The organism is Nocardioides sp. NPDC057767 (assembly GCF_042798275.1).
In the GTDB taxonomy this organism is placed as follows: Bacteria; Actinomycetota; Actinomycetes; order Propionibacteriales; family Nocardioidaceae; genus Nocardioides.
In genome coordinates, this window is record NZ_JBHVKJ010000035.1 from 43,844 (window position 1) to 70,711 (window position 26,868).

At 70.4% G+C, this 26,868-nt stretch carries 31 protein-coding genes; 9 read left to right on the forward strand and 22 right to left on the reverse strand.

Going from position 1 to position 26,868, the window contains the following annotated elements:
- Positions 1-41 precede the first annotated feature (41 nt).
- From ACFVDI_RS18420 to ACFVDI_RS18430, 3 genes are read left to right on the forward strand one after another with little or no spacing between them, the layout of a single operon-like run.
- Entirely contained in the window at positions 42-839 is a 798-nt protein-coding gene (locus ACFVDI_RS18420; RefSeq protein WP_378907732.1) for an ABC transporter ATP-binding protein, read from the forward strand.
- A gap of 25 nt (positions 840-864) precedes the next feature.
- Positions 865-1,884, forward strand: coding sequence for an iron-siderophore ABC transporter substrate-binding protein (locus ACFVDI_RS18425; RefSeq protein WP_378907736.1), 1,020 nt, complete (start codon positions 865-867; stop codon positions 1,882-1,884).
- Positions 1,881-3,980 (forward strand): iron ABC transporter permease, encoded by a 2,100-nt coding sequence (locus ACFVDI_RS18430; RefSeq protein WP_378907739.1) that lies wholly within the window; start codon positions 1,881-1,883, stop codon positions 3,978-3,980. The genes ACFVDI_RS18425 and ACFVDI_RS18430 overlap by 4 nt, the downstream gene beginning before the upstream one ends.
- A gap of 14 nt (positions 3,981-3,994) precedes the next feature.
- Here the strand turns inward: ACFVDI_RS18430 and ACFVDI_RS18435 are convergent, their stop codons facing one another.
- The 9 genes from ACFVDI_RS18435 to ACFVDI_RS18475 form a co-directional block, all read right to left on the reverse strand.
- The gene (locus ACFVDI_RS18435; protein WP_378907742.1) at positions 3,995-5,038 is read right to left on the reverse strand and encodes an ATP-binding protein; all 1,044 of its coding nucleotides are present in this window, start codon (positions 5,036-5,038) and stop codon (positions 3,995-3,997) included.
- Positions 5,039-5,047: 9 nt separating this feature from the next.
- Positions 5,048-6,253 (reverse strand): MFS transporter, encoded by a 1,206-nt coding sequence (locus tag ACFVDI_RS18440; protein WP_378907747.1) that lies wholly within the window; start codon positions 6,251-6,253, stop codon positions 5,048-5,050.
- A 3-nt stretch (positions 6,254-6,256) separates the two neighbouring features.
- Positions 6,257-7,312: a MerR family transcriptional regulator gene (locus tag ACFVDI_RS18445; protein WP_378907750.1), complete on the reverse strand. Its 1,056-nt coding sequence runs from the start codon at positions 7,310-7,312 to the stop codon at positions 6,257-6,259.
- A gap of 34 nt (positions 7,313-7,346) precedes the next feature.
- Positions 7,347-7,688, reverse strand: a complete 342-nt coding sequence (locus ACFVDI_RS18450; protein ID WP_378907753.1) for an iron chaperone — start codon at positions 7,686-7,688, stop codon at positions 7,347-7,349.
- Positions 7,689-7,708: 20 nt separating this feature from the next.
- The gene (locus ACFVDI_RS18455) at positions 7,709-8,464 is read right to left on the reverse strand and encodes a TrmH family RNA methyltransferase (protein ID WP_378907755.1); all 756 of its coding nucleotides are present in this window, start codon (positions 8,462-8,464) and stop codon (positions 7,709-7,711) included.
- Between the two features lie 118 nt (positions 8,465-8,582).
- Entirely contained in the window at positions 8,583-8,966 is a 384-nt protein-coding gene (gene rplT / locus ACFVDI_RS18460; RefSeq protein WP_008359372.1) for a 50S ribosomal protein L20, read from the reverse strand.
- Between the two features lie 43 nt (positions 8,967-9,009).
- The gene (locus ACFVDI_RS18465) at positions 9,010-9,222 is read right to left on the reverse strand and encodes a 50S ribosomal protein L35 (protein ID WP_008359371.1); all 213 of its coding nucleotides are present in this window, start codon (positions 9,220-9,222) and stop codon (positions 9,010-9,012) included.
- 67 nt (positions 9,223-9,289) lie between these two features.
- Positions 9,290-10,033: a translation initiation factor IF-3 gene (gene infC, locus ACFVDI_RS18470; protein WP_378907759.1), complete on the reverse strand. Its 744-nt coding sequence runs from the start codon at positions 10,031-10,033 to the stop codon at positions 9,290-9,292.
- 309 nt (positions 10,034-10,342) lie between these two features.
- Positions 10,343-10,837 (reverse strand): SseB family protein, encoded by a 495-nt coding sequence (locus ACFVDI_RS18475; protein ID WP_231380283.1) that lies wholly within the window; start codon positions 10,835-10,837, stop codon positions 10,343-10,345.
- Between the two features lie 100 nt (positions 10,838-10,937).
- Between ACFVDI_RS18475 and ACFVDI_RS18480 the strand changes: the two genes are divergently transcribed.
- A complete protein-coding gene (locus tag ACFVDI_RS18480; protein ID WP_378907764.1) occupies positions 10,938-11,387 on the forward strand; it encodes a hypothetical protein in 450 nt (149 codons plus the stop codon).
- A gap of 1 nt (position 11,388) precedes the next feature.
- On the forward strand, positions 11,389-11,937 hold the full coding sequence (locus ACFVDI_RS18485; RefSeq protein WP_378907768.1) for a 4-amino-4-deoxy-L-arabinose transferase: 549 nt from the start codon (positions 11,389-11,391) through the stop codon (positions 11,935-11,937).
- Here ACFVDI_RS18485 and ACFVDI_RS18490 read toward each other — a convergent pair.
- From ACFVDI_RS18490 to ACFVDI_RS18510, 5 genes are all read right to left on the reverse strand, one after another.
- Positions 11,934-12,881, reverse strand: a complete 948-nt coding sequence (locus ACFVDI_RS18490; RefSeq protein WP_378907772.1) for a TauD/TfdA dioxygenase family protein — start codon at positions 12,879-12,881, stop codon at positions 11,934-11,936. The two genes, ACFVDI_RS18485 and ACFVDI_RS18490, sit on opposite strands and share 4 nt — an antisense overlap.
- Before the next feature lie 26 nt (positions 12,882-12,907).
- Positions 12,908-13,804, reverse strand: a complete 897-nt coding sequence (locus ACFVDI_RS18495) for an ABC transporter permease (protein WP_378907775.1) — start codon at positions 13,802-13,804, stop codon at positions 12,908-12,910.
- Positions 13,797-15,047: a glycine betaine/L-proline ABC transporter ATP-binding protein gene (locus tag ACFVDI_RS18500; protein WP_378907779.1), complete on the reverse strand. Its 1,251-nt coding sequence runs from the start codon at positions 15,045-15,047 to the stop codon at positions 13,797-13,799. The genes ACFVDI_RS18495 and ACFVDI_RS18500 overlap by 8 nt, the downstream gene beginning before the upstream one ends.
- Positions 15,047-16,003 (reverse strand): ABC transporter substrate-binding protein, encoded by a 957-nt coding sequence (locus ACFVDI_RS18505; RefSeq protein WP_378907781.1) that lies wholly within the window; start codon positions 16,001-16,003, stop codon positions 15,047-15,049. The genes ACFVDI_RS18500 and ACFVDI_RS18505 overlap by 1 nt, the downstream gene beginning before the upstream one ends.
- Positions 16,004-16,132: 129 nt before the next feature.
- The gene (locus ACFVDI_RS18510) at positions 16,133-17,008 is read right to left on the reverse strand and encodes a LysR family transcriptional regulator (protein ID WP_378907784.1); all 876 of its coding nucleotides are present in this window, start codon (positions 17,006-17,008) and stop codon (positions 16,133-16,135) included.
- A 60-nt stretch (positions 17,009-17,068) separates the two neighbouring features.
- On the opposite strand from ACFVDI_RS18510, the gene ACFVDI_RS18515 reads away from it, so the two are divergent.
- Positions 17,069-17,971, forward strand: coding sequence for an aldose 1-epimerase family protein (locus ACFVDI_RS18515; RefSeq protein WP_378907786.1), 903 nt, complete (start codon positions 17,069-17,071; stop codon positions 17,969-17,971).
- A 22-nt stretch (positions 17,972-17,993) separates the two neighbouring features.
- On the opposite strand, the gene ACFVDI_RS18520 is transcribed toward ACFVDI_RS18515, so the two are convergent.
- The 4 genes from ACFVDI_RS18520 to ACFVDI_RS18535 form a co-directional block, all read right to left on the reverse strand.
- Positions 17,994-19,208: an SGNH/GDSL hydrolase family protein gene (locus ACFVDI_RS18520; protein WP_378907790.1), complete on the reverse strand. Its 1,215-nt coding sequence runs from the start codon at positions 19,206-19,208 to the stop codon at positions 17,994-17,996.
- Positions 19,209-19,299: 91 nt separating this feature from the next.
- Complete coding sequence (locus tag ACFVDI_RS18525) at positions 19,300-19,767, reverse strand: PH domain-containing protein (protein WP_378907794.1); 468 nt, start codon at positions 19,765-19,767, stop codon at positions 19,300-19,302.
- The gene (gene hisG, locus ACFVDI_RS18530) at positions 19,751-20,596 is read right to left on the reverse strand and encodes an ATP phosphoribosyltransferase (protein WP_378907827.1); all 846 of its coding nucleotides are present in this window, start codon (positions 20,594-20,596) and stop codon (positions 19,751-19,753) included. The genes ACFVDI_RS18525 and hisG overlap by 17 nt, the downstream gene beginning before the upstream one ends.
- 33 nt (positions 20,597-20,629) lie before the next feature.
- Positions 20,630-20,893 carry a phosphoribosyl-ATP diphosphatase gene (locus ACFVDI_RS18535; protein ID WP_008359350.1) on the reverse strand — a complete coding sequence of 88 codons (264 nt, stop codon included), beginning with the start codon at positions 20,891-20,893 and terminating at the stop codon, positions 20,630-20,632.
- Positions 20,894-20,999: 106 nt separating this feature from the next.
- On the opposite strand from ACFVDI_RS18535, the gene ACFVDI_RS18540 reads away from it, so the two are divergent.
- A complete protein-coding gene (locus tag ACFVDI_RS18540) occupies positions 21,000-21,254 on the forward strand; it encodes a helix-turn-helix domain-containing protein (RefSeq protein ID WP_378907797.1) in 255 nt (84 codons plus the stop codon).
- Positions 21,251-21,871: a hypothetical protein gene (locus ACFVDI_RS18545; protein WP_378907800.1), complete on the forward strand. Its 621-nt coding sequence runs from the start codon at positions 21,251-21,253 to the stop codon at positions 21,869-21,871. The genes ACFVDI_RS18540 and ACFVDI_RS18545 overlap by 4 nt, the downstream gene beginning before the upstream one ends.
- A gap of 15 nt (positions 21,872-21,886) precedes the next feature.
- On the opposite strand, the gene ACFVDI_RS18550 is transcribed toward ACFVDI_RS18545, so the two are convergent.
- The 4 genes from ACFVDI_RS18550 to ACFVDI_RS18565 all read right to left on the reverse strand — a co-directional run bounded on the left by ACFVDI_RS18550 (position 21,887) and on the right by ACFVDI_RS18565 (position 25,663).
- Positions 21,887-22,420, reverse strand: coding sequence for a gamma carbonic anhydrase family protein (locus tag ACFVDI_RS18550; protein ID WP_378907804.1), 534 nt, complete (start codon positions 22,418-22,420; stop codon positions 21,887-21,889).
- Positions 22,421-22,444: 24 nt separating this feature from the next.
- The gene (locus ACFVDI_RS18555) at positions 22,445-23,503 is read right to left on the reverse strand and encodes a cation diffusion facilitator family transporter (RefSeq protein WP_378907808.1); all 1,059 of its coding nucleotides are present in this window, start codon (positions 23,501-23,503) and stop codon (positions 22,445-22,447) included.
- Complete coding sequence (locus tag ACFVDI_RS18560; protein ID WP_378907811.1) at positions 23,500-23,856, reverse strand: ArsR/SmtB family transcription factor; 357 nt, start codon at positions 23,854-23,856, stop codon at positions 23,500-23,502. The genes ACFVDI_RS18555 and ACFVDI_RS18560 overlap by 4 nt, the downstream gene beginning before the upstream one ends.
- A gap of 565 nt (positions 23,857-24,421) precedes the next feature.
- Positions 24,422-25,663 carry a DUF222 domain-containing protein gene (locus ACFVDI_RS18565; protein ID WP_378907814.1) on the reverse strand — a complete coding sequence of 414 codons (1,242 nt, stop codon included), beginning with the start codon at positions 25,661-25,663 and terminating at the stop codon, positions 24,422-24,424.
- A 478-nt stretch (positions 25,664-26,141) separates the two neighbouring features.
- On the opposite strand from ACFVDI_RS18565, the gene ACFVDI_RS18570 reads away from it, so the two are divergent.
- Positions 26,142-26,750 (forward strand): class I SAM-dependent methyltransferase, encoded by a 609-nt coding sequence (locus tag ACFVDI_RS18570; RefSeq protein ID WP_378907819.1) that lies wholly within the window; start codon positions 26,142-26,144, stop codon positions 26,748-26,750.
- Positions 26,751-26,868 lie beyond the last annotated feature (118 nt).

The window sequence follows — 26,868 nt, forward strand, 5'->3', positions numbered from 1 at the left end:
CCCCCGAGACAGGCCAGCCTTAGTTAGGCTAGCCTCACCTCATGCTTCCTGCGCTCTCCGGTCACGACCTGGTTCTCGGCTACGCCCGCGCCACCGTCGTCCATGGAGTCTCGATCGGCCTCGAGGCGGGGCGGGTCACCGCTCTCATCGGCCCGAACGGCTCGGGAAAGTCGACCGTGCTCCGCTCCCTCGCCCGGTTGCACCGGGTGACCTCCGGATCGGTGTCGCTGGACGGCGACGACAGCGCTCCGCTGGGCGCACGCGAGTTCGCGCGCCGGGTGACGCTGCTGTCCCAGTCGCGTCCGCACCCCTCCGGTCTCACCGTCCGCGACATCGTCGGGTTCGGCCGTCACCCCCACCGCCGGCGCTTCGCCGCGCTGACCGAGGACGACCTGACGAGCATCGACCGGGCGCTGGAGCTGACCGGCACCGCCCGGATGGCGGACCGGCCGGTCGACCAGCTCTCCGGTGGCGAGCTGCAGCGCGTGTGGCTGGCCAGCTGCCTGGCCCAGGACACCGGCGTGCTGCTGCTCGACGAGCCCACCAATCACCTCGACCTGCGCTACCAGGTCGAGATCTTGGACCTGGTCCGCGACCTCGCGGACCACCACGGGACGGCCATCGGCGTCGTCCTGCACGACCTGAACCAGACCGCCGCCGTGGCGGACCAGGTCGTACTGCTGCACCACGGCGTTGTGCACGCCACCGGCGACCCCGCTGACGTGCTCACCGCCGAACACCTCTCTGAGGTGTACGGACTCCCGATCGAGGTGACCTCCGATCTGGAGACCGGGCGCGTCCGGGTCGAGCCACGCGGCAGGCATCACGCCCGGCGCTGACGCCGGCGGACACGAAGAGGAAGACATGATTCGACGTACGACGACGGCTGCCCTGACGACGGCTTGCGCGGCCCTGCTGCTCGCCGCGTGCGGCCAGACCACCACCGCCGCCGAGACCGACCCGTCCGAGAAGAAGGCCTCCGCTGGCTGCGAGGGGGTCGAGACCTCGACCGGCGCGGTCAGCCTGACCGACTCCTTCGGCAACAAGGTCGAGCTCGACAAGCCGGCCGAGCGGGTCGCGGTCCTCGAGTGGCAGCAGACCGAGGATCTCCTCAGCCTCTGCGTGGACCCGGTCGCCGTCGCCGACGCCAAGGGCTACCGCACCTGGGACACCGCCGAGGAGCTCGACGAGGACGTCACCGACGTCGGCACCCGGGGCGAGCCCAACCTGGAGACCCTCTTCGGCACCGACCCCGACCTGATCGTCGTCGAGGCCTACACCGCCGACGACGAGATCCTCAAGCAGCTCGCCAAGTACGACGTCCCCGTCCTGGCCACCAAGGGCGCCGACGCCAAGGACCCGGTCGCCAACATGGTGACCACCTTCGAGATGATCGCCGAGGCCACCGGCCGCGAGGCGCAGGCCGAGGCCGTCGTCGGTGACTTCGAGGACAAGCTCGCCGCCTCCAAGAAGGCGGTCGCCGAGGCCGACGCCGCGGGCACCGAGTTCGTCTACTTCGACGGCTGGATCGACGGCGCCAACGTCGCGATCCGCCCGTTCGGCCAGGGCTCGCTCATCGGTGAGCTCGGCGAGGAGATCGGCCTGAAGAACGCCTGGACGGGCGAGGTCGACCCTGCGTACGGCCTCGGTCAGACCGACATCGAGGGCATGACCACGCTCGGCGACGCCACCTTCTTCCACACCGGCACCGTCGACCCCGCCGGCGACATCAACGCCGAGCTCGCCAAGAACAACGTCTGGAAGTCGATCCCCGCCGTCAGCGAGGGCCGCACCCACGCGTTCCCCGAGGGCGTCTGGACCTTCGGTGGCCCGCGGTCCGCCGAGCAGGTCCTGGACGCGTACGTCGACCTGCTCAGCAAGTGACCGATGCCGTCAAAGCCCCGCGGGCGGGTGCCGGAGGCGCCTCTGTCGTCCTCCTGTGCCTGCTCGCCGGGCTGCTGCTGACCGCCTGCTGGCACCTCACCCAGGGCACCTCGGGCGTCGGCCCCGCAGACTTCCTCGACGCGCTGCTCGGACGTGAGCAGTCGCACGGCGCCACCGCGTCGACGATGGAGATCATCACCGGCTCGCGGATCCCCCGGCTCGCCGCGGGCATCGCGGTCGGGTTCGCCCTGGGTGTCGCCGGCGCGCTCCTGCAGTCGCTCGCCCGCAACGCCATGGCGGCCCCCGACACCCTCGCGGTGACCGGCGGCGCCTACTTCGCGGTCACGCTGGTCGCCGCCTTCGGCCTGTCGGTGCCGCTGTGGGCCTCCGGCATCACGGCCTTCCTCGGCGGTCTCGTGGCCGCCGGCATCGTCCTCGCCCTGGCCGGTGGCGCCGGTACGTCGACGACCCGGCTGATCCTGGCCGGGTCGGCCGTCGCGCTCGCCCTCCAGGCCGCCACCTCGACGCTGCTCATCCTCTACTCGGAAGAGACCACGAGCCTGTTCGCCTGGGGCAGCGGGTCGCTGAGCCAGCTCGGGCTGCGGGCCTTCTGGCAGGTGGCGCCGGTGGTGCTGGTGGCGACGGTCTGCGGGCTGCTGCTGGCCCGCCGGCTCGACCTGCTCTCCGCCGGCGACGACGCCGCCTCGGTGCTCGGGGTCCCGGTCCGCTCGACCCGTGCGGTCGGGACCGTGCTCGCGGTGCTGCTCACCTCGGCGTCGGTGACGCTGGCGGGGCCGATCGGCTTCGTCGGGCTGTGCGCCCCCGTCCTCGTCCGCCTGCTCGGCCGGCTCGTGCCGACGCTGAACCGGCACGCGGTGCTCCTGCCGGCCGCGGGTCTGGTGGGCGCTCTCGTCGTCGTGGTGGCGGACGTGGTCGTCCGCGCCGTGCTCGGCGCCGACGAGGCCATGTCCGTGCCCACCGGGGTGACCACGACGATCGCCGGCGCGGTCGTGATGGTGCTCCTCGCCCGAGGCGGTCGCGACTCCGGACCCACCCGCCGCCCGCCCGGCGCCACCGTCACCATCCGCAGCCGACTGCGCTTCCTGGTGGTGCTCGTCCTCCTGCTCGCCCTCACCGTCGGCGCCACCGTCGTCGGGCTGCTCGCGGGCCACCAGTGGCTCTACACCGGCGACATCGTCGCCTGGTTGCAGAACCAGGGCATCCCGCTGGTCCAGTTCGCCCTCGACGAGCGCGCACCCCGGGTCGGCGCCGCCGTGCTCGCCGGTGGCGCCCTCGCCCTGGCCGGCACCTTCGTCCAGGCCACGTGCCGCAACCCGCTGGCGGAGCCAGGGATCCTCGGCATCACCGGCGGAGCCGGGGTGGGCGCGGTCGTCGTGGTGACCGGGCTGTCCTCCGGCTGGAGCGGCGGCAGCTCGGCGGCAGCCTCGACGACCACGATGCTCGTCGCCGCGACGATCGGATCTCTGGTCGCCTTCGGCCTGGTCTACGGACTGGCCTGGCGGCACGGGATCGACACCGACCGGCTGGTGCTCATCGGGATCGGCGTCTGGTACGGGTCGGTCTCCCTCAGCACCTTCCTGCTGGTGCGCTCCAACCCCTGGGACACGCCACGGATCTACACCTGGCTGTCCGGCTCGACCTACGGTCGCAGCTGGGAGCAGGTCGCCCCGGTCGCGGTCGCCCTGGCCGTCGCGATCCCGATCGCGTTCATGGTGCGCCGCGAGCTCGACCTGCTCACGCTGGACGAGGACACACCGCGGCTCGTCGGGGTTCCCTCGGAGCGGGTGCGGCTGCTGATCCTGCTGACCGCCGCGGTGCTCACCGCGATGGCCGTCTCCGCGGTCGGCGTCGTGGGCTTCGTCGGCCTGGTCGCCCCGCACATCGCGCGCGCCCTCGTCGGTGGCCGGGCCGTACGCGTGGTCCCGGTCGCCATCCTGGTCGGGGCGCTGCTCCTGGTGCTCGCCGATGCCATCGGCCGCACCGCGATCAGCCCCGCCCAGATCCCCGCGGGTCTCGTCGTCGCGCTCATCGGCGCGCCGTACTTCATCTTCCTGCTGGCCAGATCCAGGCCGTGAGCGGAAGGTGATCCTCAGGCCGACGGCGGATTCCGGGGCCAGCCGACCTCGATGCGAGCCCCTCCGCCGTCGGCGTCGGCGATCCTGACCGAGCCGCCGTGGGCCTTGGTCAGGCCACCGACGATGTAGAGACCCAGACCCGAGCCGCCGCGGGCGCCGTGCTTCCAGAACTTCGTGAACACCCGCTGGCGCAGCTCCGTGGGGATGCCCTCGCCGCGGTCCTCGACGACCAGCAGGACCTGGTCGGGGTCGTCCGGCACGAAGCCGAGGCTCACGGTGACGACACCGTCACCGTGACGTACGGCGTTCTCGACCAGGTTGGTGACGACCTGGGTGAACTTGTCCGGGTCGGCGTGGATCTCGAGCTCGTCGGGATCGGCTGCGATGTCGAGCTCGATCGGCCGCGAGGTCGCCGAGCGCACCGACTCGACCACGCGGGTGACCAGCACGGTCGCGTCGCTGCCGCGCGGGTAGAGCTGGAGCCGGCCGGTGTCGATTCGGGCCACGTCGAGGAGCTCGGCGATCAGCCGGGAGAGCCGGTCGGAGTCGGAGGCGACCGTCCTGAGCATCAGCTTCTTCTGGTCGTCGTTGAGCTTGTCCCACCGGTTCAGGAGCGCCTGCACGAATCCCTTGACACCCGTCAGCGGTGAGCGCAGCTCGTGGGCGACGGTGGCGACCAGGTCAGACCGCTCACGGTCGAGGCGCTTGCGACCACGTCCCGACCGCAGCGAGATCGAGACCTGGTCGACCGCTGCGTCCAGCGCCGGGCGCCGGATCGTCGAGACGACCAGCACCTCGGTGCCGTCGGGCAGCAGCCAGGCCTGCTCCGGGGTGCCGGTGACGGTCGGCAGGGTCTCGTAGGGCCGGTTGACCTTGGTCCAGGTGTGTCCGTCGGTGTTGCTCAGCGTGAGTACGTCACCCAGCGGCCGCCCGAGGCTAGCGTCGGGGTCCACGCCGAGCATCCGCCCCGCCAGGGCGGAGACCAGGACGACCATGCCATCCGCGTCGGCGACGACGACACCGTCGGGCAGGGCATCGGCGAGTTCTCTGGCGTCCACGCCGCCACCCTAGACCGAGGACACCGACGTGGGATCGCAACTCCGCACGATTGCCTGTCGGGCGACCCGCACCGCGGCCGGGACGGTCGCCAGAAGCAGCACCGCGACGACAGCCAGCGCCAGCCGTACATCGACCCCGGCCGCCGCCCCGATCAGCGGTGTCGCGACCAGGACCGGGCCGGTCTGGGCCAGCTGGATCAGGCTCGAGAACCGGGCCAGCATCTCGGCTGGCGTGCGGGCGACGTAGGCCGGGAGGAGGTAGGTGGTCAGCATCGTGGTGCCGACACCGACCAGGCCGACCGCGAGCACCCCCACCCAGATCTCCGTACGCAGCGCCAGCAGGCCCACCCCCGCAGCCGCGATCACGGGGCCGGTGACCGCGACCGGCGCCCGTGGTGCGCCCCGGCGGGCGACGAGGAGGGTCATCACCAGTCCCCCGGCCACCCAAGCGCCGGAGACGAGGCCGGTCTCCGCCGCGGTCCAGCCGCGCTCGCGGCCGGCCAGGGGCAGGGCGAGCATGACCAGCGGAAGGACCGACGCGGCGAGACCGGTGATGGCGACGAGGACCGGCACGACTCCCGGGGTGCGTCGTGCCGCCCTCGCGCCGTCGGCCAGGCTGCGCCAGACCGAGCCCTGGGCGGGCTCTGGAGCCGGTTCGTGCGGTGGGCGCACCAGGAGGAGCGCGGTCAGGACGAGGGCGAACGTCACCGCGTCCAGACCGGCGGTCAGCGGCAGCCCGCCGTGGCCGATCAGGAAGCCGCCGGCAGCGGGCCCGGCGGTGCGGGCGATCTGGTGGGCCGAACCGACCAGGGCCATCCGCCGGTCCAGGTCCTCGGAGCCGAACAACCGCGGGAAGACCCCTTCTGCCGGTCGCCGCAGTGCCTGGAGCGTGCCCGAGAGGGCGCCGACGGCGACCAGCATCCACAGCTCCGCGCCGCCGATCGCGCCTACCGCGAACGCGGCCATGACCAGCACCATCGCGGCGTCGCACACAGCCATCGTCCGCCGGATACCGATGCGGTCGGCCAGTACTCCCCCGGCCAGCACCAGCACGGCCAGCGGGATGCCCTCGATCGTCAGCACCAAGCCGGCCGCTTCGGCTCCGAAGCCGGCCGCGGCCCAGCCGATCGCGAAGAAGGTCACCGAGTCGCCGAAGACCGACGCGGTCGAAGCAGCCAGCCAGGGGCGGAACCCCCGGCCCGTGGTCGCTCCCACGGGTCAGTCCTCGGGGTGATGGCGCACGGGCATGATCAGCGCGGTGAAGCCGGGCTGATAGGGCGAGGTGACGACCACGGGCCGGTCCGGGGCGGTCACCGCCAGCTGCACCTCCTCACCCAGGCACGCCGCCAGGGCGCGGCCGAACAGGGCCGTGCCGAGCCGGAGCCGGGCCGGCGGACCGGTCACCACGCCGCGTACGTCGCTCTGCTCCGCGGTGTGCGGCGAGCGGAGCCGGGACTGGTCGCCCAGGAAGAGGTCGACCTCGGTGTAGGCGGCCGCGTCGAGCCCGGCGAGCAGGTCGGCCTTGGCGAGCACGGCACGGGTGCCGGCCGGCTCCAGGCCGGCCAGGACGAGGCGATGGGCCGGGTAGGTCGTATCGCGGCCCAGCGCTTGGCCCAGCTCGTGGCCGGCGAGGGTCAGGGTGCCGTCGGCGACACGCAGCTCGGCGGTGGGGAGAACGTCGAGCCGGTCGGCGAGCGCGGCGGCGTCAGGCAGGGACAGCACCGCTCGGCCTCCGTCCCCCTCGGTGGCCGCCGGCAGCTCCCGCACCGCCATCCAGTAGCGGTTGGTCGCGACCACGTCCACTCCGGCGCCGTCGACGTCGATGAGGACGGAGGCGAGCTCGGAGGCCGGGTCGGACTCCGCCGCGTGCCGCACCTGCCGGATCGCCGCGGCCAGCACGGGACCGGGCACCTCCACGAGCGCCGGCCTGGCGGCAGGGCCGGCGTCGACGACGGCCAGCACGCCGCGTACGGCCTCCTCGGCGCGCCCCGTGCGCGCCGTCTGCTCCTCGAGGAACGCCGCCAACGCGGCCCTGGCCTCCGCGGCGGAGGAGTCGAGCACGACCCGCATCGTCTCGATCGGGACCCCGGCCTCCCGCATCCCCACGATCAGCCGGGCCCGGTCGGCGAGCTCGGGGGTGTAGTAGCGATACCCGGTCCCCGAGTCGACCTCGGCCGGCACGAGCAACCCGCACTCGTCGTAGTGGCGCAGCGCACTCGCGGTCAGGCCCACGGCCCGCGCGAACGCCCCGATCGTCAGCAGTGGATCGTCCATGCCCGCAACCATCGGCCTTCAGGTGAGATGAAGGTCAAGCGATCTGGGCCGCGCGCAGACGGACGAGCTCGGCGAAAGCGTCGTCGGGCAACGGACGCTCGACGGTGCAGTAGAGCGAGCCACCGCCGTCGGAGACCTCGAAGTCGCCGGCGACCTGGGCGTTGAGACTTCCGCTGAACGGGATCACCGACAAGCCGGCCCTGGTCGCCATCACCGAGACCAAGCCTTTCCCACGGAGCGTGTAGCACGCCATCGCGTACTTCGTGCCGGGGACAGCCTCCGGGAACAGCTCGAGCACGAGGTCGTAGTAGTGCTCGATCAAGGCCCGCTTCGCCGGCTCGACGCCGGCCAGGTAGGCCATCACAGGGTCGCTCACGACCCCAACCATAGGCGCGTTCAGCGCTGGGCGCGGGCGCTCGCGTAGAGGCAGAGCGCAGCGGCGGTGGAGAGATTGAGCGACTCGGCCTTCCCGAAGATCGGGATGCTCACGATCTCGTCGGCCTCGGCGGCCAGCTCCGGCGGGAGACCCCAGGCCTCGTTGCCCATCAGCCAGGCGGTGGGCCGGGCGAGGAGGTCGTCGGCGGTGAACAGGTCCGCGGTGCCGTGCATGTCTGCGGCCAGGACGGTCAGCCCTGCGGCCTTGGCGGCCTTCACCGCGGCCACCGGGTCGCGCTCGACCGCGACCGGGAGGTGGAAGGCGGAGCCGACCGAGGCCCGGATGGTCTTGGGGTTGTAGAGGTCGACCGAGTCGCCGGCCAGGATCACCCCGGACGCTCCGGCGGCGTCGGCGCAGCGGATGACCGTGCCGGCGTTGCCGGGATCGCGTACGTCGGCGCAGATCACCACGAGTGGACCGGTGATATCGGCGAGCGGGACGTCGAGGAACCGGCACAGCGCCACCACACCGGCCGGCGTCACCGAGTCGGACAGGCCGGTCATGGCCCGGTCCTCGACGAGCGTCACCGGCGAACCCGCCAGCAGTGCGGCGTACGTCTCCGCACCCGCCTCGGTGGCGAAGATCTCCTGCACGCAACTCGCGCCGGAATCCGACACCGTGCCGAGGGCGCCCTCGACCGCCTTCGGGCCATCGGCCAGGAAGAGACCTCGCTCCGCACGAACCGAGCGGCGGCCGAGCTTACGGATCTCTTTCAAGCGGGAGTTCCCCGACGACAGCAAATCACTCACCCCGTGATCGAGTACGCGTGCAAATGGAACGTGGGAGTCCCAGTGTCACCAGGTGACACCAAGACTCCCACGATCGGAGTCAGACTCAGGCGTTCGCCGGGGCGTTGACGTCCTCCGGCAGCGCAGCCTTGGCCTGGGCGACGAGCGCGTTGAACGCGGCCACGTCGTTGACGGCGAGGTCGGCGAGGATCTTGCGGTCGACCTCGATGCCGGCCAGGTTGAGACCCTGGATGAAGCGGTTGTAGGTCATGCCCTCGGCGCGCGCCGCGGCGTTGATCCGCTGGATCCACAGGCGACGGAAGTTGCCCTTGTTCTTGCGGCGGTCGTTGTAGGAGTAGACCAGCGAGTGGGTGACCTGCTCCTTCGCCTTGCGGTAGAGGCGCGAGCGCTGGCCCCGGTAACCGGAGGCCCGCTCGAGGGTGGTGCGACGCTTCTTCGCAGCGTTCACTGCGCGCTTGACGCGTGCCATTTCAGTGCTCCTTGAATGCTAGGGAAAGTTTCGGGGTGATCGCTCAGCGACCGAGCAGCTTCTTCGCGCGCTTGACGTCGGCGGGGGCGAGCTCCACCAGACCAGCGTTGCGACGGTGCTTCTTGCGCGAGCCGGTCGTCGGCGCGGAGGCGAACGCAGCGCCGGACTTACGGCCGGCCTGCAGGCGCTGGATCTTCCCGGAACCGGTCACCTTGAAGCGCTTCTTGGAACCGGAGTGGGTCTTGTTCTTCGGCATAGTTCTTCCTTCTCTCGTCGTCCGGCCGGTCACGGGGCGCCGCGGCGGCGGAAGTCAGGGGATCGACTCAGAGGTCGATGTCGGGGTCGAGGTTCTCCGAGCGGCGCTTGACCTTGGGGGTCGAGGCCGGACGCGCGGCATTCGCGGCCGTACGCTCCGCCTTCTCGGCGGCCTCGTCGGCGGCACGCTCGGCGGCCTTCTCCTCCTTGGCCGTCTTCGCCTCCACCTTGGCGTCGGCCTTCTTCTTGTGAGGGCCGAGCACCATGATCATGTTGCGGCCGTCCTGCTTCGGCGAGGACTCGACGAAGCCCAGCTCCGCGACGTCGTCGGCCAGCTGCTGCAGCAGGCGGAAGCCGAGCTCGGGACGGTGCTGCTCACGACCGCGGAACATGATCGTGATCTTGACCTTGTCCCCAGCGTTGAGGAACCGCACGACGTGACCCTTCTTGGTCTCGTAGTCGTGCTTGTCGATCTTCGGACGAAGCTTCATCTCCTTGATGATCACGTTCGTCTGGTTTCGACGGGCTTCACGGGCCTTCTGGGCGTTCTCGTACTTGAACTTCCCGTAGTCCATGAGCTTGCAGACCGGCGGCTTGCCCTGCGGGGCGATCTCGACCAGGTCGAGGTCGGCCTCCTGGGCCAGGCGCAGCGCGTCAGGGGTCGGCACGATGCCGACCGTCTCTCCGTTGGGACCAACGAGGCGGACCTCGGGAACCCGGATCCGGTCGTTGATACGAAGCTCAGTGCTGATGTGTCCTCCAGTTGTTGTGGCTGCGGAGGCTCTGGATCTTGCTTTCCGGGCCGCGTGCACGGGCGGTCCGGAAATGAAAAAGGGCTTCCGCTGGAATTGTCACAAGCGGAAGCCAGTCATGACGCTCACCCATGCGTGGGCTTGCACCACCGAATCCGATGCCCCACGAATTTCTGCGGCACTGTCTTCGGGACCGGACCCGACGACCTTTGTTGCTTGCGGTCGATGCGGGTGGGAGAACGCTGTCGTGATCTCCGCTTGTTGGATCGAACCGACGGCGTACGTCGGCTGATCGGTCAACACGGAACACTACTGCAACATTCCCCGCCATCCCAATCCCCAGAGCGCCGGGGCGTCAGGCGCTGAGGCTCACGGCCGCACCCAGGCCGTACGCGGCCCGACGGTCGCCAGCTGCCACCCCTCGGCCACCTTGTGGAGGTCATCACCCTCGATCGCGAACGGGACCGGGCCGGCGAGGTCGAGCACGAGTGCGTCGGCACCGTCGTGGACGGCCGCCCGCGCGGCATCGCGCAGGGAGACCGGCACCGGGCGGGCGTCGGCCTGCCACGCCTGCAGCGACGCGGTGCCGGTGAACCCGAGCAGCGCCTGCCGCCCGTCGGCGCCGGTGAGCAGCACGGTGGCCATGTCGGAGGTCTTGTCGTGGGCCAGACCGGCCTCGTCGACCTCGACCTCGCCCAGCACCGCGACGACCGGGACGAGCACCCGGGCGGCGGCGAGCGTGGTGAGCACGTCGGCCTGAGTGGCCTGGCCCGCTGCGTACGACCTCATCACGGCCACGACCTCGGGGCTGGTCTCCCCCGTGTCGCCGGGAAACGCAGTGCCGAGGAGTCGCTTGTCGTTCATCGCCTCCATTGAACCCCAGCATGAGCCCCAGTCGAAGATCAGGGCCGATATCGGGGACAGTCCCGGTGCCGCATCACCGCCGCTGTGGGAGTCTGGAGACATGGACCAAGGCGCCTACCTCGCACTAGCCGCCGCGCTCACCGTGCTGGGCGCGATCTGGACGTGGATCGCGTTCCGACGGCGTGGTCTGGGCGCCGGCGTGAAGGGCCTGGGGTGGACGCTGCTCGCCCCGGCCGCCTACCTGACCGGGCTGTTGCGTGCCGGCGGCAGGATCGTGGACGCGATCGCGGACTGGGCCGCACGGCTGGTCTTCAGCCCGACCGTCTGGATCGGCTTCGGCATCGCCGCGCTGGCGATCGTGCTGATCTTCGTGGCCCGGGTGCTGCCCACCAAGGAGAAGCCCAGCCGGGCCGCGCGGAAGGAGGCCGGCGCCGCCCCCGGTCCGGCCTCGGTGACCGCCCCGAAGGCCGCCAAGGGCCCGGTGCTCGACGACGATGACGACGACCTGGCCGACGTCAACGACATCTTGAAGAAGTACGGCATCTCCTGACTTGACCGACCCGAGCGTCCAGCCCGCCGCGGATCTGCTGACGATCGCGATGAGCCGCCCGGCCACCCTCGGCCCCGGGCGGCTGGTCTGCGTCGATGGCCCCGCCGGCTCCGGGAAGACGACCCTGGCCGCCGCCCTGGCCGAGATGACCGAGGCTCCGGTGATCCACATGGACGACCTCTACGCCGGCTGGGACGGTCTCGAGGACGGCATCGCCCAGCTCGAGACGATCCTGCTCCCCCTCGTCGAGGGCGCCCCGGGCTCCTACCGCCGCTACGACTGGCGCCGAGGCGCCTATGCCGAGACGGTCATGGTCCCGCCGTGCCCGCTGCTCGTCGTCGAGGGCGTGGGCAGCGGAGCGGCGGCCTACGACAGCTTTCGCACCGCCCTGGCCTGGGTCGACGCGCCGGTCGAGCTGCGCAGGTCGCGCGGCATCGCTCGCGACGGCGACACCTTCGCACCCCACTGGGACGCGTGGGCGGCCGCCGAGGCCGGGCATTTCGCCGAGAGCATGACCGCGGCCCGCGCCGACATCGTCGTGATGACCTAGGAGATCAGCTCGTCCAGCCGGCTGTAGGCCCGCGCATCGCCCTGGAGCACGACCGAGCGCCGGCCGTCGACCGAGACCGGTACGTCACCGGCGACCGTGACCCGGCGCATCTCGCGCGGATGGTGGTCGAAGTCGGCGACCGCGTAGTGCTGGGTGGCCCGGTTGTCCCACATCGCCACGTCGCCGGGCTGCCAGCCCCAGCGGACGGTGTTCTCGAGCTTGGTGACCCGGTCCTGGAGCAGGTTGAACAGATGGATCGACTCGGTGGAGGTGAGCCCGTCGAACTCCTTCACGAACGAGCCGAGCACCAGGGACCGCTCCCCCGTCTCCGGGTGGACGCGGACGACGGGGTGCCGGGTCTCGAAGTGGATCGAGGCGAAGTCGTCGCGGGAGTAGTTGGCGTCCGGCTGCTCGTGCTCCTCGTCGCGCTGGGCGTAGTCGTAGGAGTTGGTGTGCACCGCCCACAGCTCGTCGGCCAGCGCCTTCAGCGGCGCCGGGAGCCGGTCGTAGGCGGCCGCGGTGTTCGCCCAGATAGTGGTGCCGCCGTAGGGCGGCAGGGTGACCGCACGCAGCACCGAGATCGCCGGGACCCGGTCGACGAAGGTGACGTCGGTGTGCCAGGCGTTGGCCGCCATGCCGGCGTTGGCGGTGACCCGGAGCACCCGGCCGGAGCCGGTGTCGACCGTCGGGTGTGCGGTCGTCAGCTCCCCGAACCGGGCCGCGAAGGCGCCCTGCGCCTCGTCGGTGAGCCCGTCCTGGCCCCGGAAGAAGAGCACCTTGTGGCGCAGCAGGGCGCTGCGTACGTCCTGGATCTGGGTGTCGTCCGCCTCGGCGAGGCGCAGCCCCTCGATGACGGCGCCGATCCGGGCGCCGGCACGGCGGACCCGTACGCCCGAGGGCGTCTCGACGACATCGGCGGGCCGGTGCGGCTCGGTGATGGTCACGTTCGTTCTCCGATCAGGGATGAGGGTCAGGCGGGAACGGGCTCTGGCTCAACGGTCTTCCCGCGGCCGAGCCTCGTCGGCCACCAGGACGGCGCCAGGCCACGCTGACCGCCGAGGGCGGCGGAGACCCGGTCGAGGTAGATCGCGATGACGACGACCGCGAGGCCGCCCTCGATCGAGGCGCCGATCTGCAGGCCCTGGACGGCGTTGACCACGACACCGCCGAGGCCCGAGCCGCCGACCAGGCCGGCCACCACGACCATGGAGAGCGCGAGCATGATGACCTGGTTCACGCCGGTCATGATCGACTCCTTGGCCAGCGGGAGCTGCACCTCGCGCAGGATCTCCCAGCGGCCCGCGCCGAAGGCGGCGGCCGCCTCGACGGTCTCGGCGTCGACCTGGTTGATCCCCAGCTGGGTGAGCCGGACCGCAGGCGGCAGCGCGAACACGATCGTCGCGACCAGGCCGGGCGCGTCGCCGACCCCGAAGAAGAGGATGGTCGGCAACAGGTAGACGAAGACCGGCAGCGTCTGCATCAGGTCGAGCACCGGCCGCAGCGCCGCCCGCAGCGGTGGCGAGAAGGCCGACCAGATGCCCAGCGGGATGCCGATCACCAGCGCCACGAGCGTCGCGACCAGCACCGAGGTCGTGGTCTGCATCGTCTCGTACCACAGGTCCATCGACTCGATCAGGAGCAGGCCGACGGTCAGCACCAGGGTGAGGACGATCTGGCGGGTCACCAGGAGCGCGATCACGGCGAGCACGATGATCATCACCACCGGCGGCAGGCCGCCGAGCACGTTGTAGACCATCCGGAGCAGGAAGTTGAGCGCCTCCTTGATGCCGTCGAAGAACGGGCCGAGGTTGTCGGTGAGGACGTTGATGACGTCCTCGCCGATGTCGCCGATGTGAAGATCAGGCATGGGCCACCTCCTTGGCCTCGGCCTCGGCGCTCGCGCCGTTGGCCGTGGACAGTGCAGAGAGGATCGCGGCCCGAGGCACGACCCCGACGATCCGGCCGTCATCGTCGAGCACGGTCACCGGCACCACCTGGCGCCCGGCGAGCTGCATGAAGTCGCCGACGACGTCGTCGGGCCCGACCTGCTCGTAGGGCTCGCCGAGCGCTTCGCGCAGGCTCTCGCCGCTGCTCAGGTCGGCGACCCGGTCGGCGGTCACCACGCCGAGCAGCCGGTCCTCGGCGTCGGTCACGAAGGCGCCGGTGACCTCGTTCTCGCCGAGCCTGGTCAGCGCGTCCGCCCGGGTCGTCTCCTCGTCGAGGACAAGGCGTGGCGGCCGCACCAGGTCCGAAGCGCTGAGCACACGAGCCCGGTCCACGTCGGAGACGAACTCGCTGACGTAGTCGTCGGCCGGATGGGCGACGATCTCGGGTCCGGGGGCGACCTGGATGGCTTCCCCGTCCCGCATCACCATCACCCGGTCACCGATCCGCATCGCCTCGTTGAGGTCGTGGGTGACGAAGACCGTGGTGCGCTGGTCCTGGGACTGGAGATCGACGAGCAGGTCCTGCATGTCACGGCGGATCAACGGGTCGAGCGCCGAGAACGGCTCGTCCATGAGCAGGATCGGCGGATCCACGGCCAGCGCCCGCGCCAGACCCACCCGCTGCCGCATGCCACCGGAGAGCTCGTGGGGAAGCTTGTCGCCACGCCCGCCCAGGCCGACCCTTTCGAGGGCGGCGTCGGCCTTCTCCAGGCGCTCTTGCTTCGTGGTGCCGCGTACCTTCAGGCCGTACGCCGCGTTCTCCCGCACCGTCCGGTGCGGGAAGAGCGAGAAGTGCTGGAAGACCATCCCGATGCCGGTGTTGCGGAGCTCGCGCAGCCTCTGGTCGGAGACTTCGGTGATGTCCTCGCCGTCGATCAGGAGCTCGCCCGCGCTGGGCTCGTTGAGGCGGTTGATCATCCGCAGCACGGTCGACTTGCCCGAGCCGGAGAGCCCCATCACGACGAACATCTCGCCCTTGGCGATCTCGAAGTCGATCTCGTGGGCGCCGAGGTAGCCGCCCGCGGCGGCGGCTGCCGCGCGCGGGTCCTCGGCGGCCAGTGCCTTCTCGGCCTGTCGGCGGCCGAGCCCGTAGACCTTGCTCAGGCCGCGCCCGACGATCGCGGGCTCGACCGACTCGTTCGGCTCTGTGTTGGTCTCGCTCATCAGATCTCCGCCTTCTCGCCGTCGGCGTCCTCGACCCCGTCGAGGAACTCGGCGACCTTGTCGGGGTTGTCGTCGATCCACGCCTCGGCGATGTCGGCGAGCTCCTTCCCGGACTTGTCGTGGTCGTAGTAGAACTTCCCGGCCTCGTCGGTGGTGAAGGTCAGGTTGGAGAGGAACTCGGCGATCTCGGGGTTGTCGTCCTCGAATCCCTTGCGGGTGACGGTGCGGATCTCGCCGGCGCCGCCCCAGACCTTGTCGGGGTCCTCGAGGAAGGCCGCGTCGAACTGCACGGTCATCCAGTGCGGGCTCCAGCCGAGGAACACGATCGGCTGGCCCGCCTTCTGCGACTTCTCGACCTGGGCGAGCATCGCCGGGGTCCCGCTGGCGACGAGCTTCCAGTCGCCGAGACCGTACGCGTCCTCGTCGATCGCCTTCTGGATCGTCTCGTTGCCCGGGGAGCCGGCCTCGATGCCGTAGATCTTCCGGCCGAACCTCGCGCCGTTGGCGTCGAGGTCGGCGAGCGACTCGATCCCGAGTTCGTCGGCGACGTCGCCGGGTACCGCCGGGGCGTACTCGGTGCCCTTCACGATCGTGGAGAGCACCTCGACGTCGCCCTGCTCGATGGGGTCGCCGAAGCTGGGCTCCTGGGAGGGCCACCAGTTGCCGAGGTAGGCGTCGATCTGGCCCGAGGAGACCGCGGTCGCCGCGTTCTCGACGGACAGGTTCTTCTTGATGCTGGCGTCGTATCCCAGCTCCTGGAGGATCTGGACGGCGACCTCGTTCTCGACCTGGAGGTCGACCCAGGGCTGCTCGGCGAGGACCACGGAGTCCTCGGCTCCTCCGGAGTCGCTCTGGGCGAAGCCGTCACGCTCGCTCGCGGTCGTGCAGGCCGTCAGGGTGCCCGCCGTCGTCGCGACGGCGAGGGCAACGACGGCAAGGCGTTGGGGGTGGCGCATGCGTGCTCCATCCAATCGGTTCATATATGTCTAACACACTAGACATTGGGCTCCGTGGTGTTCCAGCACGTCCACACACAGAGCAAGACCAGGATCGAGATGCTGCGATAGAGAATCTCTATATCTGGTTCACGGGTCCGTCAGCTCCTGCGCCAGCGCGACGAACTGCTCGACCAGCGCGTCGCCACGCTCCTCAAGCCACACCACGGACACGCTCACCCGCGTCACCGGCAACAACGGCACCACCTGTGCACCCGCGCGCGATGCCGCGCGGGCCATCCCCTCGGTCAGCACAGCCACCCCGGCGCGAGCCAGCACCAGCGGGGTGATCGAGGCGACGTGGGCCGTCTCGATCGCGACCTCGGTAGGCAGGCCGGCGGCCTCGAGGCGGGCGTCCAGGAACGTACGCAGCGCCGTGCCGGCCGGCGTCGCGATCAGGCCGACCTCGGCGAGCTCCTCGATCCGGATCTCCTCCGGTGCCTCGCCCGAGGGCGGCAGCACCGCCACGAGCTCGTGCTCGGCGAGCCGGTGCGATCCGAACGGGCCGTGCGGCGGCGCACCGTCGATCAGGCCCACGTCCGCCTCGCCCTTACGCACCTGGTCGAGCACGTCGGAGCGGTGCTGCGGGTCGGTGACCACGACCTGTGCGGCCGGCTGGATCCGCCGGAACTCGGCCAGCACCGGCACCAGCGGCTCGACCGCCCATACCGTGCTGGAGGTGATCCGGAGCCGGCCGAACCCCTCGTCGGAGACGGACCGGACCGCTCCCGCGGCGAGCTCGAAACCTCGTACGACCCGGCGGGCCGGGCCGAGCAGCGCCGATCCCGCCGGGGTGAGCCGCACTCCCCTGCCATGACGCTCGAAGAGCGGACCGCCGAGCTCGCGCTCGAGCCCGCGCACGGCGTACGACAGCGACGGCTGGGCCACGTGGAGCCGGGCCGCGGCGCTGGTGAAGCTGCCGGCCTCGGCGATCGCGAGGAAGAACTCCAGCTGTCGTCGCTCCATGGCCCGAGGCTAACCCGACCACTCACCGGGACCCTCCCGGCGCCTCGATAGCCTGGGCGCGTGCTGAGACCGAGTGGAGAGCAGTTCACGATCGACGGCGGGGGCTACTCCGCGACGGTGACGGAGAGTGGCGGGGCGCTGCGGCTGCTGTCCTACGAGGGGCGAGACCTCATCGCCCCCTTCGGCGACGAGGAGCAGTCCAGCGGCGGCAAGGGGCAACTGCTGGCTCCGTGGCCCAACCGGATCCGCGACGGACGCTACGAGTTCGGTGGGAAGACCCACCAGCTCGGGCTCACCGAGGTCGCGCGCAACAACGCCTCCCACGGCCTGGTGCGGTGGGCGCAGTGGCTGCCCATCGAGGAGGCGAAGGGCTCGATCACCCTCGCCACCCGGCTGATGGCGCAGAGCGGCTACCCGTGGACGCTCGACCTCGAGGTGACCTACGCCATCGGGCCCGACGGGCTGACCGTGACCCAGTCGGCGACCAACCACGCCGCGTCCCCGGCGCCCTTCGCCGTGGGCGCCCACCCCTATCTGACCGTCGGCGAGGGGCCGATCGACGCCTGGACGCTCACGCTCCCGGCGCGGACGCGCCTGCTCTCCGACCCGGAGCGGAAGCTGCCCACCACGAGCGAGCCGACGGCCGGGACGGCTCACGACTTCACCTCCGCCAAGCCCATCGGCGATGTCGTGCTCGACCACGCCTTCACCGATCTCGACCGCGGCGAGGACGGCCGGACCACGGTCACCCTCCAGGGGCCCGACGGTGGCGTCGCACTGTGGGTCGACGAGCGCCACCCGTGGCTGATGGTCTACAGCGCAGACGACCAGTCACCCAAGCGCGGCAGCCTTGCCGTCGAGCCGATGACCGCTCCCCCGGACGCGTTCAACTCCGGCACAGACCTCATCGAGCTGGCCCCCGACGAGCGGGTCGAGGTCACCTGGGGCATCACCGCGATCTGATCATCGCGCTGATCATCGCGGTCTAGCGGTCGCACTCCAGCAACGACAGGTCGAACGCCTCAGCCATCGCCGCATAGCCGGCGTCGCCGGGGTGGAGGTGATCCCCGGAGTCGTACGCAGGCAGGAACCGCGCCGGCCGGTCGGGGTCACGCGTGGCGGCGTCGAAGTCGACGACGCCGTCGAACTCGCCGGAGGTGCGGATCCACTCGTTGACCGCGACCCGCACCCGTTCGCGCTCGGGGGTGTAGCGGCTGCCGCCCTCGTACGGCGTCAGGGTGGCGCCCACGACGCACACCTCCTCGGCGTGCGCCTGTGCGATCAGGTCGCGATAGGCGTCGGTCAGGTCGGAGGCCTCGTCGGCGTCGTCCCAGCGGATGTCGTTGATCCCCTCCAGCACCACGACCGTGGTGACGCCGGGCTGGTCGAGGACGTCTCGCCGGAAGCGTTCCAGACCGCGCTGACCACCGGTGCTGTCGACGAGGACGCGGTTGGCGGAGATGCCCTCGTTCATGACGCCGAAGCGGTCGGCGAACCGGCTGCTCGCGATCCGGTCGGCGAGCAGGTCCGGCCAGCGGCGGTTGGCGCCGACGGTGGAACCGTTGCCGTCGGTGATCGAGTCGCCGAACAGCACCGCTGTCCTCACTCGACGAGGCTTCTGGACGAGCACGCTCTCGACCCAGTACCAGCTGGAGATCTGCCTCGTGAACGCCGCACCAGATTCCTCGCCGGCGACGTCCGCGCCCGCCGCCTCGGAGACGTAGGAGATCTGCGTGGCCACGTCGTGCCCGGTGATCGGGCCGCTCTCGCCGACGACGTGGAAGCTGACCGCGAGCGTGCTGTCGGCCGGCACGGTCGCCTCGACGGGGTCGCTGAGCACCTCGGTGCCGGGCGCGACGGTGACCCTGTCGGCACCGGCGAAGGTCAACGGACGGTTCGTCCCGCGCACCACCGCGGCGCCGTCCCCGGCCAGGCCGAGGTGTGCGGAGGAGAAGGTGACCGGACGGTCACCGAAGACGTTGGAGAGGGTGATGCGTACGCCGGAGCCACCCAGCGAGGTGTGCACCAGGTTGCGCACCGACAGGTCGGCCAGCCCGGCCGCGCCGGTGGCACCACCCACCTCGTCGGCCGAGGCACCCCAGGTGCCTACCGGGTGCACCGGCGCGGCCTGGGCCGGGACGCTCGCGACCACGGCGAGCACCGTGGCCAGCACGGCGATGGCACGAGTCCAGGAGATCACGCCGACACGGTAAGTCGCCTCGGCCACCACGATCAGCGATTCGCGGGAGGATTCCCCCAACCGTTGTACGGGATTCGCCGCACGGTCGCCGTCAGGACAGCCGCTCGACCAGCGCCCGCAGAGTGCGCACGGCCTTCCTCGACGAGGCTCCGTCTGAGGCCTGGATGCCGAGCGCGGAGATGTTGTGACCGGAGGAGAGGTCGATGTTGGGCCACGGAGCGCCACGGGGGAAGTTGATCGCGAGGATCTCGGCCCACTCGAGGTCCCGGCGCCGGTATCCGTTGACCACCGTCAGACCGTCCTCCCGGGCCACCACCCGCGACCGGGTCAGCGCGTGCACGCAGACCACGATCCCGAGCCCCACGGCACCGAAGGTGAGACGCTCGAACATGGTGACCTGTGCCTTGATCTCCGCGGAGAAGCCGACCCAGACCATCGTGCACATCACCGCGAGCGCGGCCACGAGGAACCAGCCCATGACCCGGGCACCGAGCGGGCGCCAGGTGTGCGGCAGTGTGACCGGCAGCTCGGATCCCGTCGACTCAGATCCGGCAGGCATTGATCTCCGTCAGCAGGATCGCGCGGGCGCCAACCGCGTAGAGGTCGTCCATCAGCTTCTGCGATCCCTTGCGCGGCACCATCGCGCGGACCGCGACCCAGCCCTCACGGTGCAGCGGGCTGACCGTCGGGCCCTCGAGCCCGGGCGTCATCGCGGACGCCTCGGCGAGGTCTTCGGCACGGATGTCGTAGTCCATCATCACGTAGCTGCGCGCGATCAGGACGCCGTCGAGGCGCCGCCGGAAGGTCTCGTACGCCGGAGGAAGCTGCGCGCCCGAACGGGTGATGACCACGGCCTCGGAGTGCATGATCGGCTCGCCGAAGATCTCCAGCCCGGCCTGCCGCATCGTGGAGCCGGTCTCGACCACGTCGGCGATCGCGTCGGCGACGCCGAGCTGGATCGAGGTCTCCACGGCTCCGTCGAGGCGGGTCACGCTGGCGTCGATGCCCTCGCGCTCCAGGAAGGCGGAGACGACGCCGACGTAGGAGGTCGCGATCCGCTTGCCGCGCAGCTCCTCGATCGCGGTGAAGGCGCCGGAACGGCCGGCGAAGTGGAACCGCGAGCGGCCGAAGCCGAGCCCGATGACCTCGTCGGCCTTGGCACCGGAGTCGAGCAGCAGGTCACGGCCGGTGATGCCGATGTCGAGGGTGCCCTCGCCGACGTAGAGCGCGATGTCGCGCGGGCGCAGGTAGAAGAACTCGACGCCGTTCTCCTCGTCGATGAGGGTCAGGCGCTTGGAGTCGTCGCGCTGGCGGTAGCCCGCCTCGCGCAGCAGCTCGGAGGCGGCGACGGACAGCGAGCCCTTGTTGGGTACGGCGATCCGGAGCATGCCCTCGGCGGATGTTTCAGTCATGGGTGATCCCTACAGGTGTGAGTAGACGTCGTCGATGGAGATTCCGCTGGCGAGCATGAGCACCTGGGCGTGGTAGAGCAGCTGGGAGATCTCCTCCGCGGTCGCTTCCTTGCCCTCGTACTCGGCCGCCATCCAGGACTCGGCGGCCTCCTCGACCAGCTTCTTCCCGATCGCATGGACCCCGGCGTCGAGCTGTGCCACGGTGCCGGATCCTTCAGGTCGGGTCCGGGCCTTCTCGCTCAGCTCGGCCCAGAGCTCGTCGAACGTCTTCACGAGCGTCAAGCCTAGGCCGTACGCAACCCCGGCCCCGAATCGTCTCACCCCGTCCATAGCAAAACTGCTATGGACGGGCATAGCAGAACTGCGATACCGTGGAGCGATGAGCACCCACGACGAGGACACCGCGTTCTACGTCGGGATCGCCGCCCAGGTCACCGAGCACCGGGTCGCGCGAGGCCTGTCCCAGCGCGAGCTCGCCGAGCTCTGCGGGACGACCCAGTCGGCGATCGCACGGCTGGAGTCCGGGTCCCGCCCGCCCAAGATCGACACCCTCCTCCGGGTGGCGGCCGCGCTCGACTGCCGCCTCGAGGTCAGCTTCCACGCCCGCACCCGAGCCCACAGGAGCACGCCATGAAGACCCCTATCGCCGCCGACGAGGTCGAGTCGACCCGTAGCGAGCGGTTCCTGGCGGTCGCACTGACCGCCTTCCTGCTCGTCGGCACCGTCTGGTTCTACGTCAAGGTTGCCGGCTGGTGGCCGCTCTACCTGGACTGGGACCAGTGCAACAACGGCGAGTCGCCGTGCAAGATCCCCGGCCACGAGGCGATCCAGATCGGCGTACGCCTCGGCTTCATCATCCTGCTGTGCCTGGTCGGCTTCTGGGTCCTCTACCGGCTGCGCCGCAGCGGCTCCCGCTTCCTCCCGCTCGGCTTCGCGCTCGCCGCGACCGGGGTGATCATGGCCCTGGTCTTCGCGTTCCACTACACCTTCGAGTACGCCGACTTCGGCCCGCTCATCCTGTCGCTGTTCGGGGCCGCGGCCACCGTCGGCGTGTTCGTCGCCGTCCAGCGGCTGCTGGCGAAGCGGATCCCCGCCATGCGGGTACGCAAGGGCGACTGCCCCTACTGCGGCTACCCCGTCCGCGGCAAGCACTGCGAGGGCTGCGGTCGCGAGACCATCGCCCCGTGCACGGCCTGCGAGGCCGACCGCCGGGTCGGCTCGCTGCACTGCGTGGCCTGCGGAGCGGAGTAACCCTCAACCTCAGGGTCAGGGTTTGACCGGGCGTACCGTCGCCCGGTGGAGCTTCATGAACTCGACGTACCCCGGCGCGTTGAGCTCCAGGATCGCCGCCGGGTTGGTGTCAGGCTCGATCGTGCCGCGGACCTTGGCCGGCACGCCCATCACCAGGCTGTGGTCGGGCACCTGGGTTCCCTCGACCACCATCGCACCGGCCGCGATCAGGCAGCCGTCGCCGACGACCACGGCGTCGGAGATCACTGCCCCGTTACCGATCAGCGAGCCGGTGCCGATCCGGTCCCCGTGCACGACGCAGCCGTGGGCGATCGTGCTGTGCGGACCCATCTCGAGGGAGGACCCGGGTCGTACGTGCAGCACCGAGTTGTCCTGCACGTTGGAGCCCTCGCCGATGATGATCGGCCCGACATCGGCGCGCAGCACCGCGCCGTACCAGACGCTGGCGTTCGGTCCCAGGCGTACGTCACCGATCAGCGTCGCCGTCGGCGCCACCCAGGCGTCGGGATGGATCTGCGGACTCTTGCCGTCGAACTCGAAGATGTTCATCGGAGCAGAGCCTAGAGGCAGCCGTCAGTGCGTGCCTTCCGGGCTGACGTGGATCACGACGCTGGTCAGGCGCGGCAGAGCCACCAGGAGGTGCTCCTCGACGTGATGGGCGATGTCGTGGCCTGCGGAGACCGGGAGGTCGGCAGGCACGGTGATGTCGCCGTCGGCGTGGAGGGTGTGCCCGATCCATCGCAGCCGCAGACTGCGGACCTCGAGCACGCCGTCCACGGTGCGCACGGCCTCCCTCGCGCGGCGGACGTCGTCCGGGGTGACCGCGTCCATCAGCCGGGCACCGACCTGTTTGAGAGCCGAGCGCAGCACGCCGAGGATCGCGACCGCGATCAGCAGCCCGATCAGCGGGTCGGCCCAGGGCACCCCCAGCGCAACCCCGGCGGCGCCGAGGACGACCGCGAGCGAGGTGAAGCCGTCCGTGCGCGCGTGCAGCCCGTCGGCGACCAGGGCGGCCGAGCCGATCTGGCGGCCCACCCGGATCCGGTAGCGGGCGACGATCTCGTTGCCGAGGAAGCCGACGACGCCAGCCGCCGCGACCGCCCAGACGTGCTCGACCTCGCGCGGATGGAACAGCCGGTCGATCGCCTCCCAGCCGGCCAGGATGCTGGACAGAGCGATCATGGCGACGACGAACAGGCCGGCGAGGTCCTCGGCCCGGCCGTAGCCATAGGTGAACCGGTCGTTGGCCGGACGTCGGGCCAGCCAGAATGCCACGAGCAGCGGCACCGCGGTCAGCGCGTCCGCCACGTTGTGGAGCGTGTCCCCCAGCAGCGCCACCGAGCCGGTCAGGCTGACGACGACCGCCTGGAGCGCGGCCGTCAGCGCGAGGACACCGAGACTGATCCACAGCGCCCGTCGGCCACGTACGTCTGCCTCCAGCGCCTCGTCGACCTGGTCCGCGGCGTCGTGGGAGTGCGTCCCGAACACGTCCGAGACGGCATGCCGGACCCGGGCCCACGGGCCGTCGTGCTCATGAAGATGGCCGTGACCGTGACCATGGCCGTGCTCATGCTCATCGGTGTGCTCGTGCGCGCCCGCATGGTGGTGGTCGTGGTGCAGCGTGTGGGTCATGCCGACTCCTCCGCGGATCGGTGGTGCGCCGGGACCTGGTCCAGGAGATGCTCCACGTGGCCGATCGTGTCGAGGACCAGCTGGCGCACGTGCCCGTTCTCGACCCGGTAGAGCACCGAGGTCCCCTCCTTGCGCGTCGTCACCAGCCGAGCCATCCGCATCTTCGCCAGATGCTGCGAGACCCCCGGCACCGGCTTCTCCAACATCCCGGCCAGCTCCGAGACCGACCGCTCGTCGTCCAGCAACAGCCCCGCCAGCTGCAGACGTGTGGGATCGGCCAACATCCGCAGCACCTCGACGGCAAGGGTCACGACGTCGTCTCCCCACACCGGAGGTTGCGTACTTGCATGCATGCGCAAATACTACGCCTGATGCTGGGCAAGCCGCACGAAGGCTGTCTGTGTTCTGGTGGCTGGTCTTCGCCGCCGACCCTTACGAGACGATGTTCTCGATCCCGCGCCGCGTCAAGGACGGGCCTCCGGCCCGCCGCTTCGCGGCCGCGTTCGCGGTCCTTGACCCGGCACCCGATCGAGAAAGGATTTCGCCATCATCGGGGCGGCGGCGAGGGTGTGCCGCGGGGATCGATGTGGTCCCGTTTGCCGACTGCGAGCAGGTGGCTGATCGGCATTGATCTGTCAGGCGCAGATGTTGCTGCGTATAGGAGATGGAGCCCGGCAGCCTCAGGAGCGACGGAGCACGCCTGGTGAAGCGTCGAGTGGGGCGGGGCCCACACCGCCTTGGGCAGCCTAGCCAGACGCGACGACGTCGACAGGACGGGGACGCACCTGAGAAACGAGGCCGCCAAGTGCGTGCCGAACTCGGAGGCCCGTCGAACCCGATGACGGGACGCCGCAACCGTGTCGCATCCTGTGGCCGAGCGTGTCGAGGCCTCCGTGGATCCAACTGCTCCTTGTCGGTCTACGTGCGTCGGGTGAAGCGGATGTCGCCGTTGGGTAGGCGTTCGTGGAGGTAGGTGGGGTCGTGGGCGCGGTGGTGGTGATGGGAGCAGAGGAGCGCGGCGTTGTCGAGGTCGGTGGCACCGCCTTGGGCCCAGGCGATCCAGTGGTGGGCTTCGGCCCAGGTGCCGGGGATGTCGCAGCCTTCGGCCTCGCAGGTGGCGGTGCGGAGGAGGAGGGCTCGGCGTTGGGCTGCGGTGAAGAGGCGTTGTTTGCGGCCCAGGTCGAGGATCTCGGAGTCACCTCCGAGGACGGCGGGGATGATGTTCGCGGTGCAGGCCAGCCGCCGAGCCTCGGCGGCGGTGATCGGGGTGCCGCCGAGGACCTGGGCGATGCCGGCTTCTGTGCGGAGCTGGTCGAGGTCGATGGTGACGATCACGGTGGTGGCGTCGCCGCTGTGGATGGGCAGCCGGGCCGGGTCGAGGGTCTCGAGCAGCTGGCACAACGCGCGACCCAGCCGACGGCCATAAGGAAGAAACTCACCCGTGTCGGTGCGGGTGCCGTCCTCGCGCCGGGGTGAGGCGAAGGCTTCCAGGGTGGTCGCGAGCCGGTCCGCTGCTGCGTCCGGGACCACGGCTGAGATGCGGGTGGTGCCATCGCCGAGGCGGCGCATGGCCAGGCGGGTCTTCTTGCGGGCGTGTGTTTCTTCGGCGGTGAGTCGTCGGGCTTCTTCGGCCTCGGCGATCTCGGGGGCGATGACATCGAGGATGCGGCGTCCGAGTCGGCGCAGCTGGGTGGGGTCGAACTCGTTGGCGTAGGCCACCAGGGTCTCCTCTGCCTTCGTCCTGATCTCCACATCGAGATCAGCGGGGAGCTCGTCGAGTGCGTTGACGATGACGTGGGCTTGGGCGGGGTTGCAGGCACCGGCTCGCATCGCCGCCGCGACCAGCTCGTAGGTCCGGTCCAATGCCTGCGCCAACCGGAGGTCGGCCCGTAGGGTCTCGGGGCGCTGCCGGGTGTGGTGATGAAGCCACGCGGCCATGTCTCGGGCGGCCGACTCGGCGGCCACGTCATCCGCGGTCGCAATCACCCGGAGTTCGAGCTCGGCCAGCTGGGCCTTGGCCCGGGCGATCTCGACCAGGGTGGCGGCCTTCTGGTCGGTGGCCATGAACGACGGGTTCGCATCCCTCACACCGTCCAGGGCATCGGTGATCGCGACCACCGCCTCCAGCACAGGGTGCTGTGGCTGTTGCAGCGTGGTCATCGAACCGTCTCACCTCCCGACGTACGAACTCAAGGATCTGCACACACAGATCCGGCTGGTTCGCTGGTCTTGGAGGCCCGGCAGTACGGGCTATTACTTACCCTCGCAGCTCGGCGGTCCCGCCCCTGGTTCCCCTGGATTACCCACCTTCTTCAGGGTGGGCACGCCTCTTTCGAGGTGGTCGGCCATCACGTTTACGCCTGCGCCGAGCCTACCACACAACGCAAAAACAAACCAACCCAATCACCCAAACCCAGTCAGGGACAGGTATCCCAACCAAAACCCGGACCGCTGCTGGAACCCAGACAAGACACCCGAACCGCACCCAACCCAGACACCCAAGCCTCTAAATCTCCCAACCCAGACAACGTATGGGCCCCACCCGCGCTGGAACCCAGACACGAGACCAAACGGACACACACCCAGATCCCCACGTGATGGCGGCCAGCGAGCACCCGAAACCACTACCCTCGCCCCGATGACCATGACCGAGATCGGTGCCGCCTACGACGGCCGCGCCGCTGAGTACATCGACCTGTTCGGCACGATCGACAAGCTCGCCGAGCAGGACCGCGACACGATCACCACGTGGCGCGACAGCACGACCGGCCGTCTCCTGGACGCCGGCTGCGGCCCGGGGCTCTGGAGCCAGGAGCTCACAGACGGCGGCGTACGCGAGGTGGTCGGCATCGATGCGTCGACCGAGTTCGTCGCCGCCGCACGGGCGCGGTATCCAGACGTCGACTTCCAGCAAGCGGACCTCGCCGCACTCCCCCTCGGCGACGGCTCGATCGGCGGGATCCTGGCGTGGTACTCGATCATCCATACCCCGCCCGCCGAGCTCCAGGGAATCCTGGCCGAGTTCGCCCGAGTGCTCACCCCCGGCGGATCGGCGCTGATCGGCTTCTTCGACGGCCACCCGGGCGAGGCGTTCGACCATGCGGTGCACACTGCCTATTACTGGTCCGCCGAGGCGCTGGCAGAGCTGCTCGCGCCGCTCGGTTTCACGGTCGGACAGGCGTCAGCCCGGCAGGCCCCGGGTGCGCACCGCCGCCTGGGAGAGCTGGTCGCGACCTTGCCCACCTGAGCCCGAGTCGGCGCATCCTGACCGAAAACCCAGCCGAGTCGGCTCGTCATGACGAGCCGCCACGGCGCGGGGGGGGGTGGTCAGTAGTGTCGGACGCCCTCACGCAGCGTGTGCGCGG

Excerpts from the sequence above, each read along its gene's own strand:
- ACFVDI_RS18420 (WP_378907732.1), top strand. The coding sequence starts at position 42 with ATGCTTCCTGCGCTCTCCGGTCACGACCTGGTTCTCGGCTACGCCCGC.
- ACFVDI_RS18425 (WP_378907736.1), top strand. The coding sequence starts at position 865 with ATGATTCGACGTACGACGACGGCTGCCCTGACGACGGCTTGCGCGGCC.
- ACFVDI_RS18445 (WP_378907750.1), bottom strand. The coding sequence starts at position 7,312 with ATGGACGATCCACTGCTGACGATCGGGGCGTTCGCGCGGGCCGTGGGC.
- rplT (WP_008359372.1), bottom strand. The coding sequence starts at position 8,966 with ATGGCACGCGTCAAGCGCGCAGTGAACGCTGCGAAGAAGCGTCGCACC.
- ACFVDI_RS18465 (WP_008359371.1), bottom strand. The coding sequence starts at position 9,222 with ATGCCGAAGAACAAGACCCACTCCGGTTCCAAGAAGCGCTTCAAGGTG.
- ACFVDI_RS18475 (WP_231380283.1), bottom strand. The coding sequence starts at position 10,837 with ATGAACGACAAGCGACTCCTCGGCACTGCGTTTCCCGGCGACACGGGG.
- ACFVDI_RS18480 (WP_378907764.1), top strand. The coding sequence starts at position 10,938 with ATGGACCAAGGCGCCTACCTCGCACTAGCCGCCGCGCTCACCGTGCTG.
- ACFVDI_RS18495 (WP_378907775.1), bottom strand. The coding sequence starts at position 13,804 with ATGCCTGATCTTCACATCGGCGACATCGGCGAGGACGTCATCAACGTC.
- ACFVDI_RS18500 (WP_378907779.1), bottom strand. The coding sequence starts at position 15,047 with ATGAGCGAGACCAACACAGAGCCGAACGAGTCGGTCGAGCCCGCGATC.
- ACFVDI_RS18505 (WP_378907781.1), bottom strand. The coding sequence starts at position 16,003 with ATGCGCCACCCCCAACGCCTTGCCGTCGTTGCCCTCGCCGTCGCGACG.
- ACFVDI_RS18510 (WP_378907784.1), bottom strand. The coding sequence starts at position 17,008 with ATGGAGCGACGACAGCTGGAGTTCTTCCTCGCGATCGCCGAGGCCGGC.
- ACFVDI_RS18525 (WP_378907794.1), bottom strand. The coding sequence starts at position 19,767 with ATGCCTGCCGGATCTGAGTCGACGGGATCCGAGCTGCCGGTCACACTG.
- hisG (WP_378907827.1), bottom strand. The coding sequence starts at position 20,596 with ATGCTCCGGATCGCCGTACCCAACAAGGGCTCGCTGTCCGTCGCCGCC.
- ACFVDI_RS18540 (WP_378907797.1), top strand. The coding sequence starts at position 21,000 with ATGAGCACCCACGACGAGGACACCGCGTTCTACGTCGGGATCGCCGCC.
- ACFVDI_RS18545 (WP_378907800.1), top strand. The coding sequence starts at position 21,251 with ATGAAGACCCCTATCGCCGCCGACGAGGTCGAGTCGACCCGTAGCGAG.
- ACFVDI_RS18550 (WP_378907804.1), bottom strand. The coding sequence starts at position 22,420 with ATGAACATCTTCGAGTTCGACGGCAAGAGTCCGCAGATCCATCCCGAC.
- ACFVDI_RS18555 (WP_378907808.1), bottom strand. The coding sequence starts at position 23,503 with ATGACCCACACGCTGCACCACGACCACCACCATGCGGGCGCGCACGAG.
- ACFVDI_RS18560 (WP_378907811.1), bottom strand. The coding sequence starts at position 23,856 with ATGCATGCAAGTACGCAACCTCCGGTGTGGGGAGACGACGTCGTGACC.
- ACFVDI_RS18565 (WP_378907814.1), bottom strand. The coding sequence starts at position 25,663 with ATGACCACGCTGCAACAGCCACAGCACCCTGTGCTGGAGGCGGTGGTC.
- ACFVDI_RS18570 (WP_378907819.1), top strand. The coding sequence starts at position 26,142 with ATGACCATGACCGAGATCGGTGCCGCCTACGACGGCCGCGCCGCTGAG.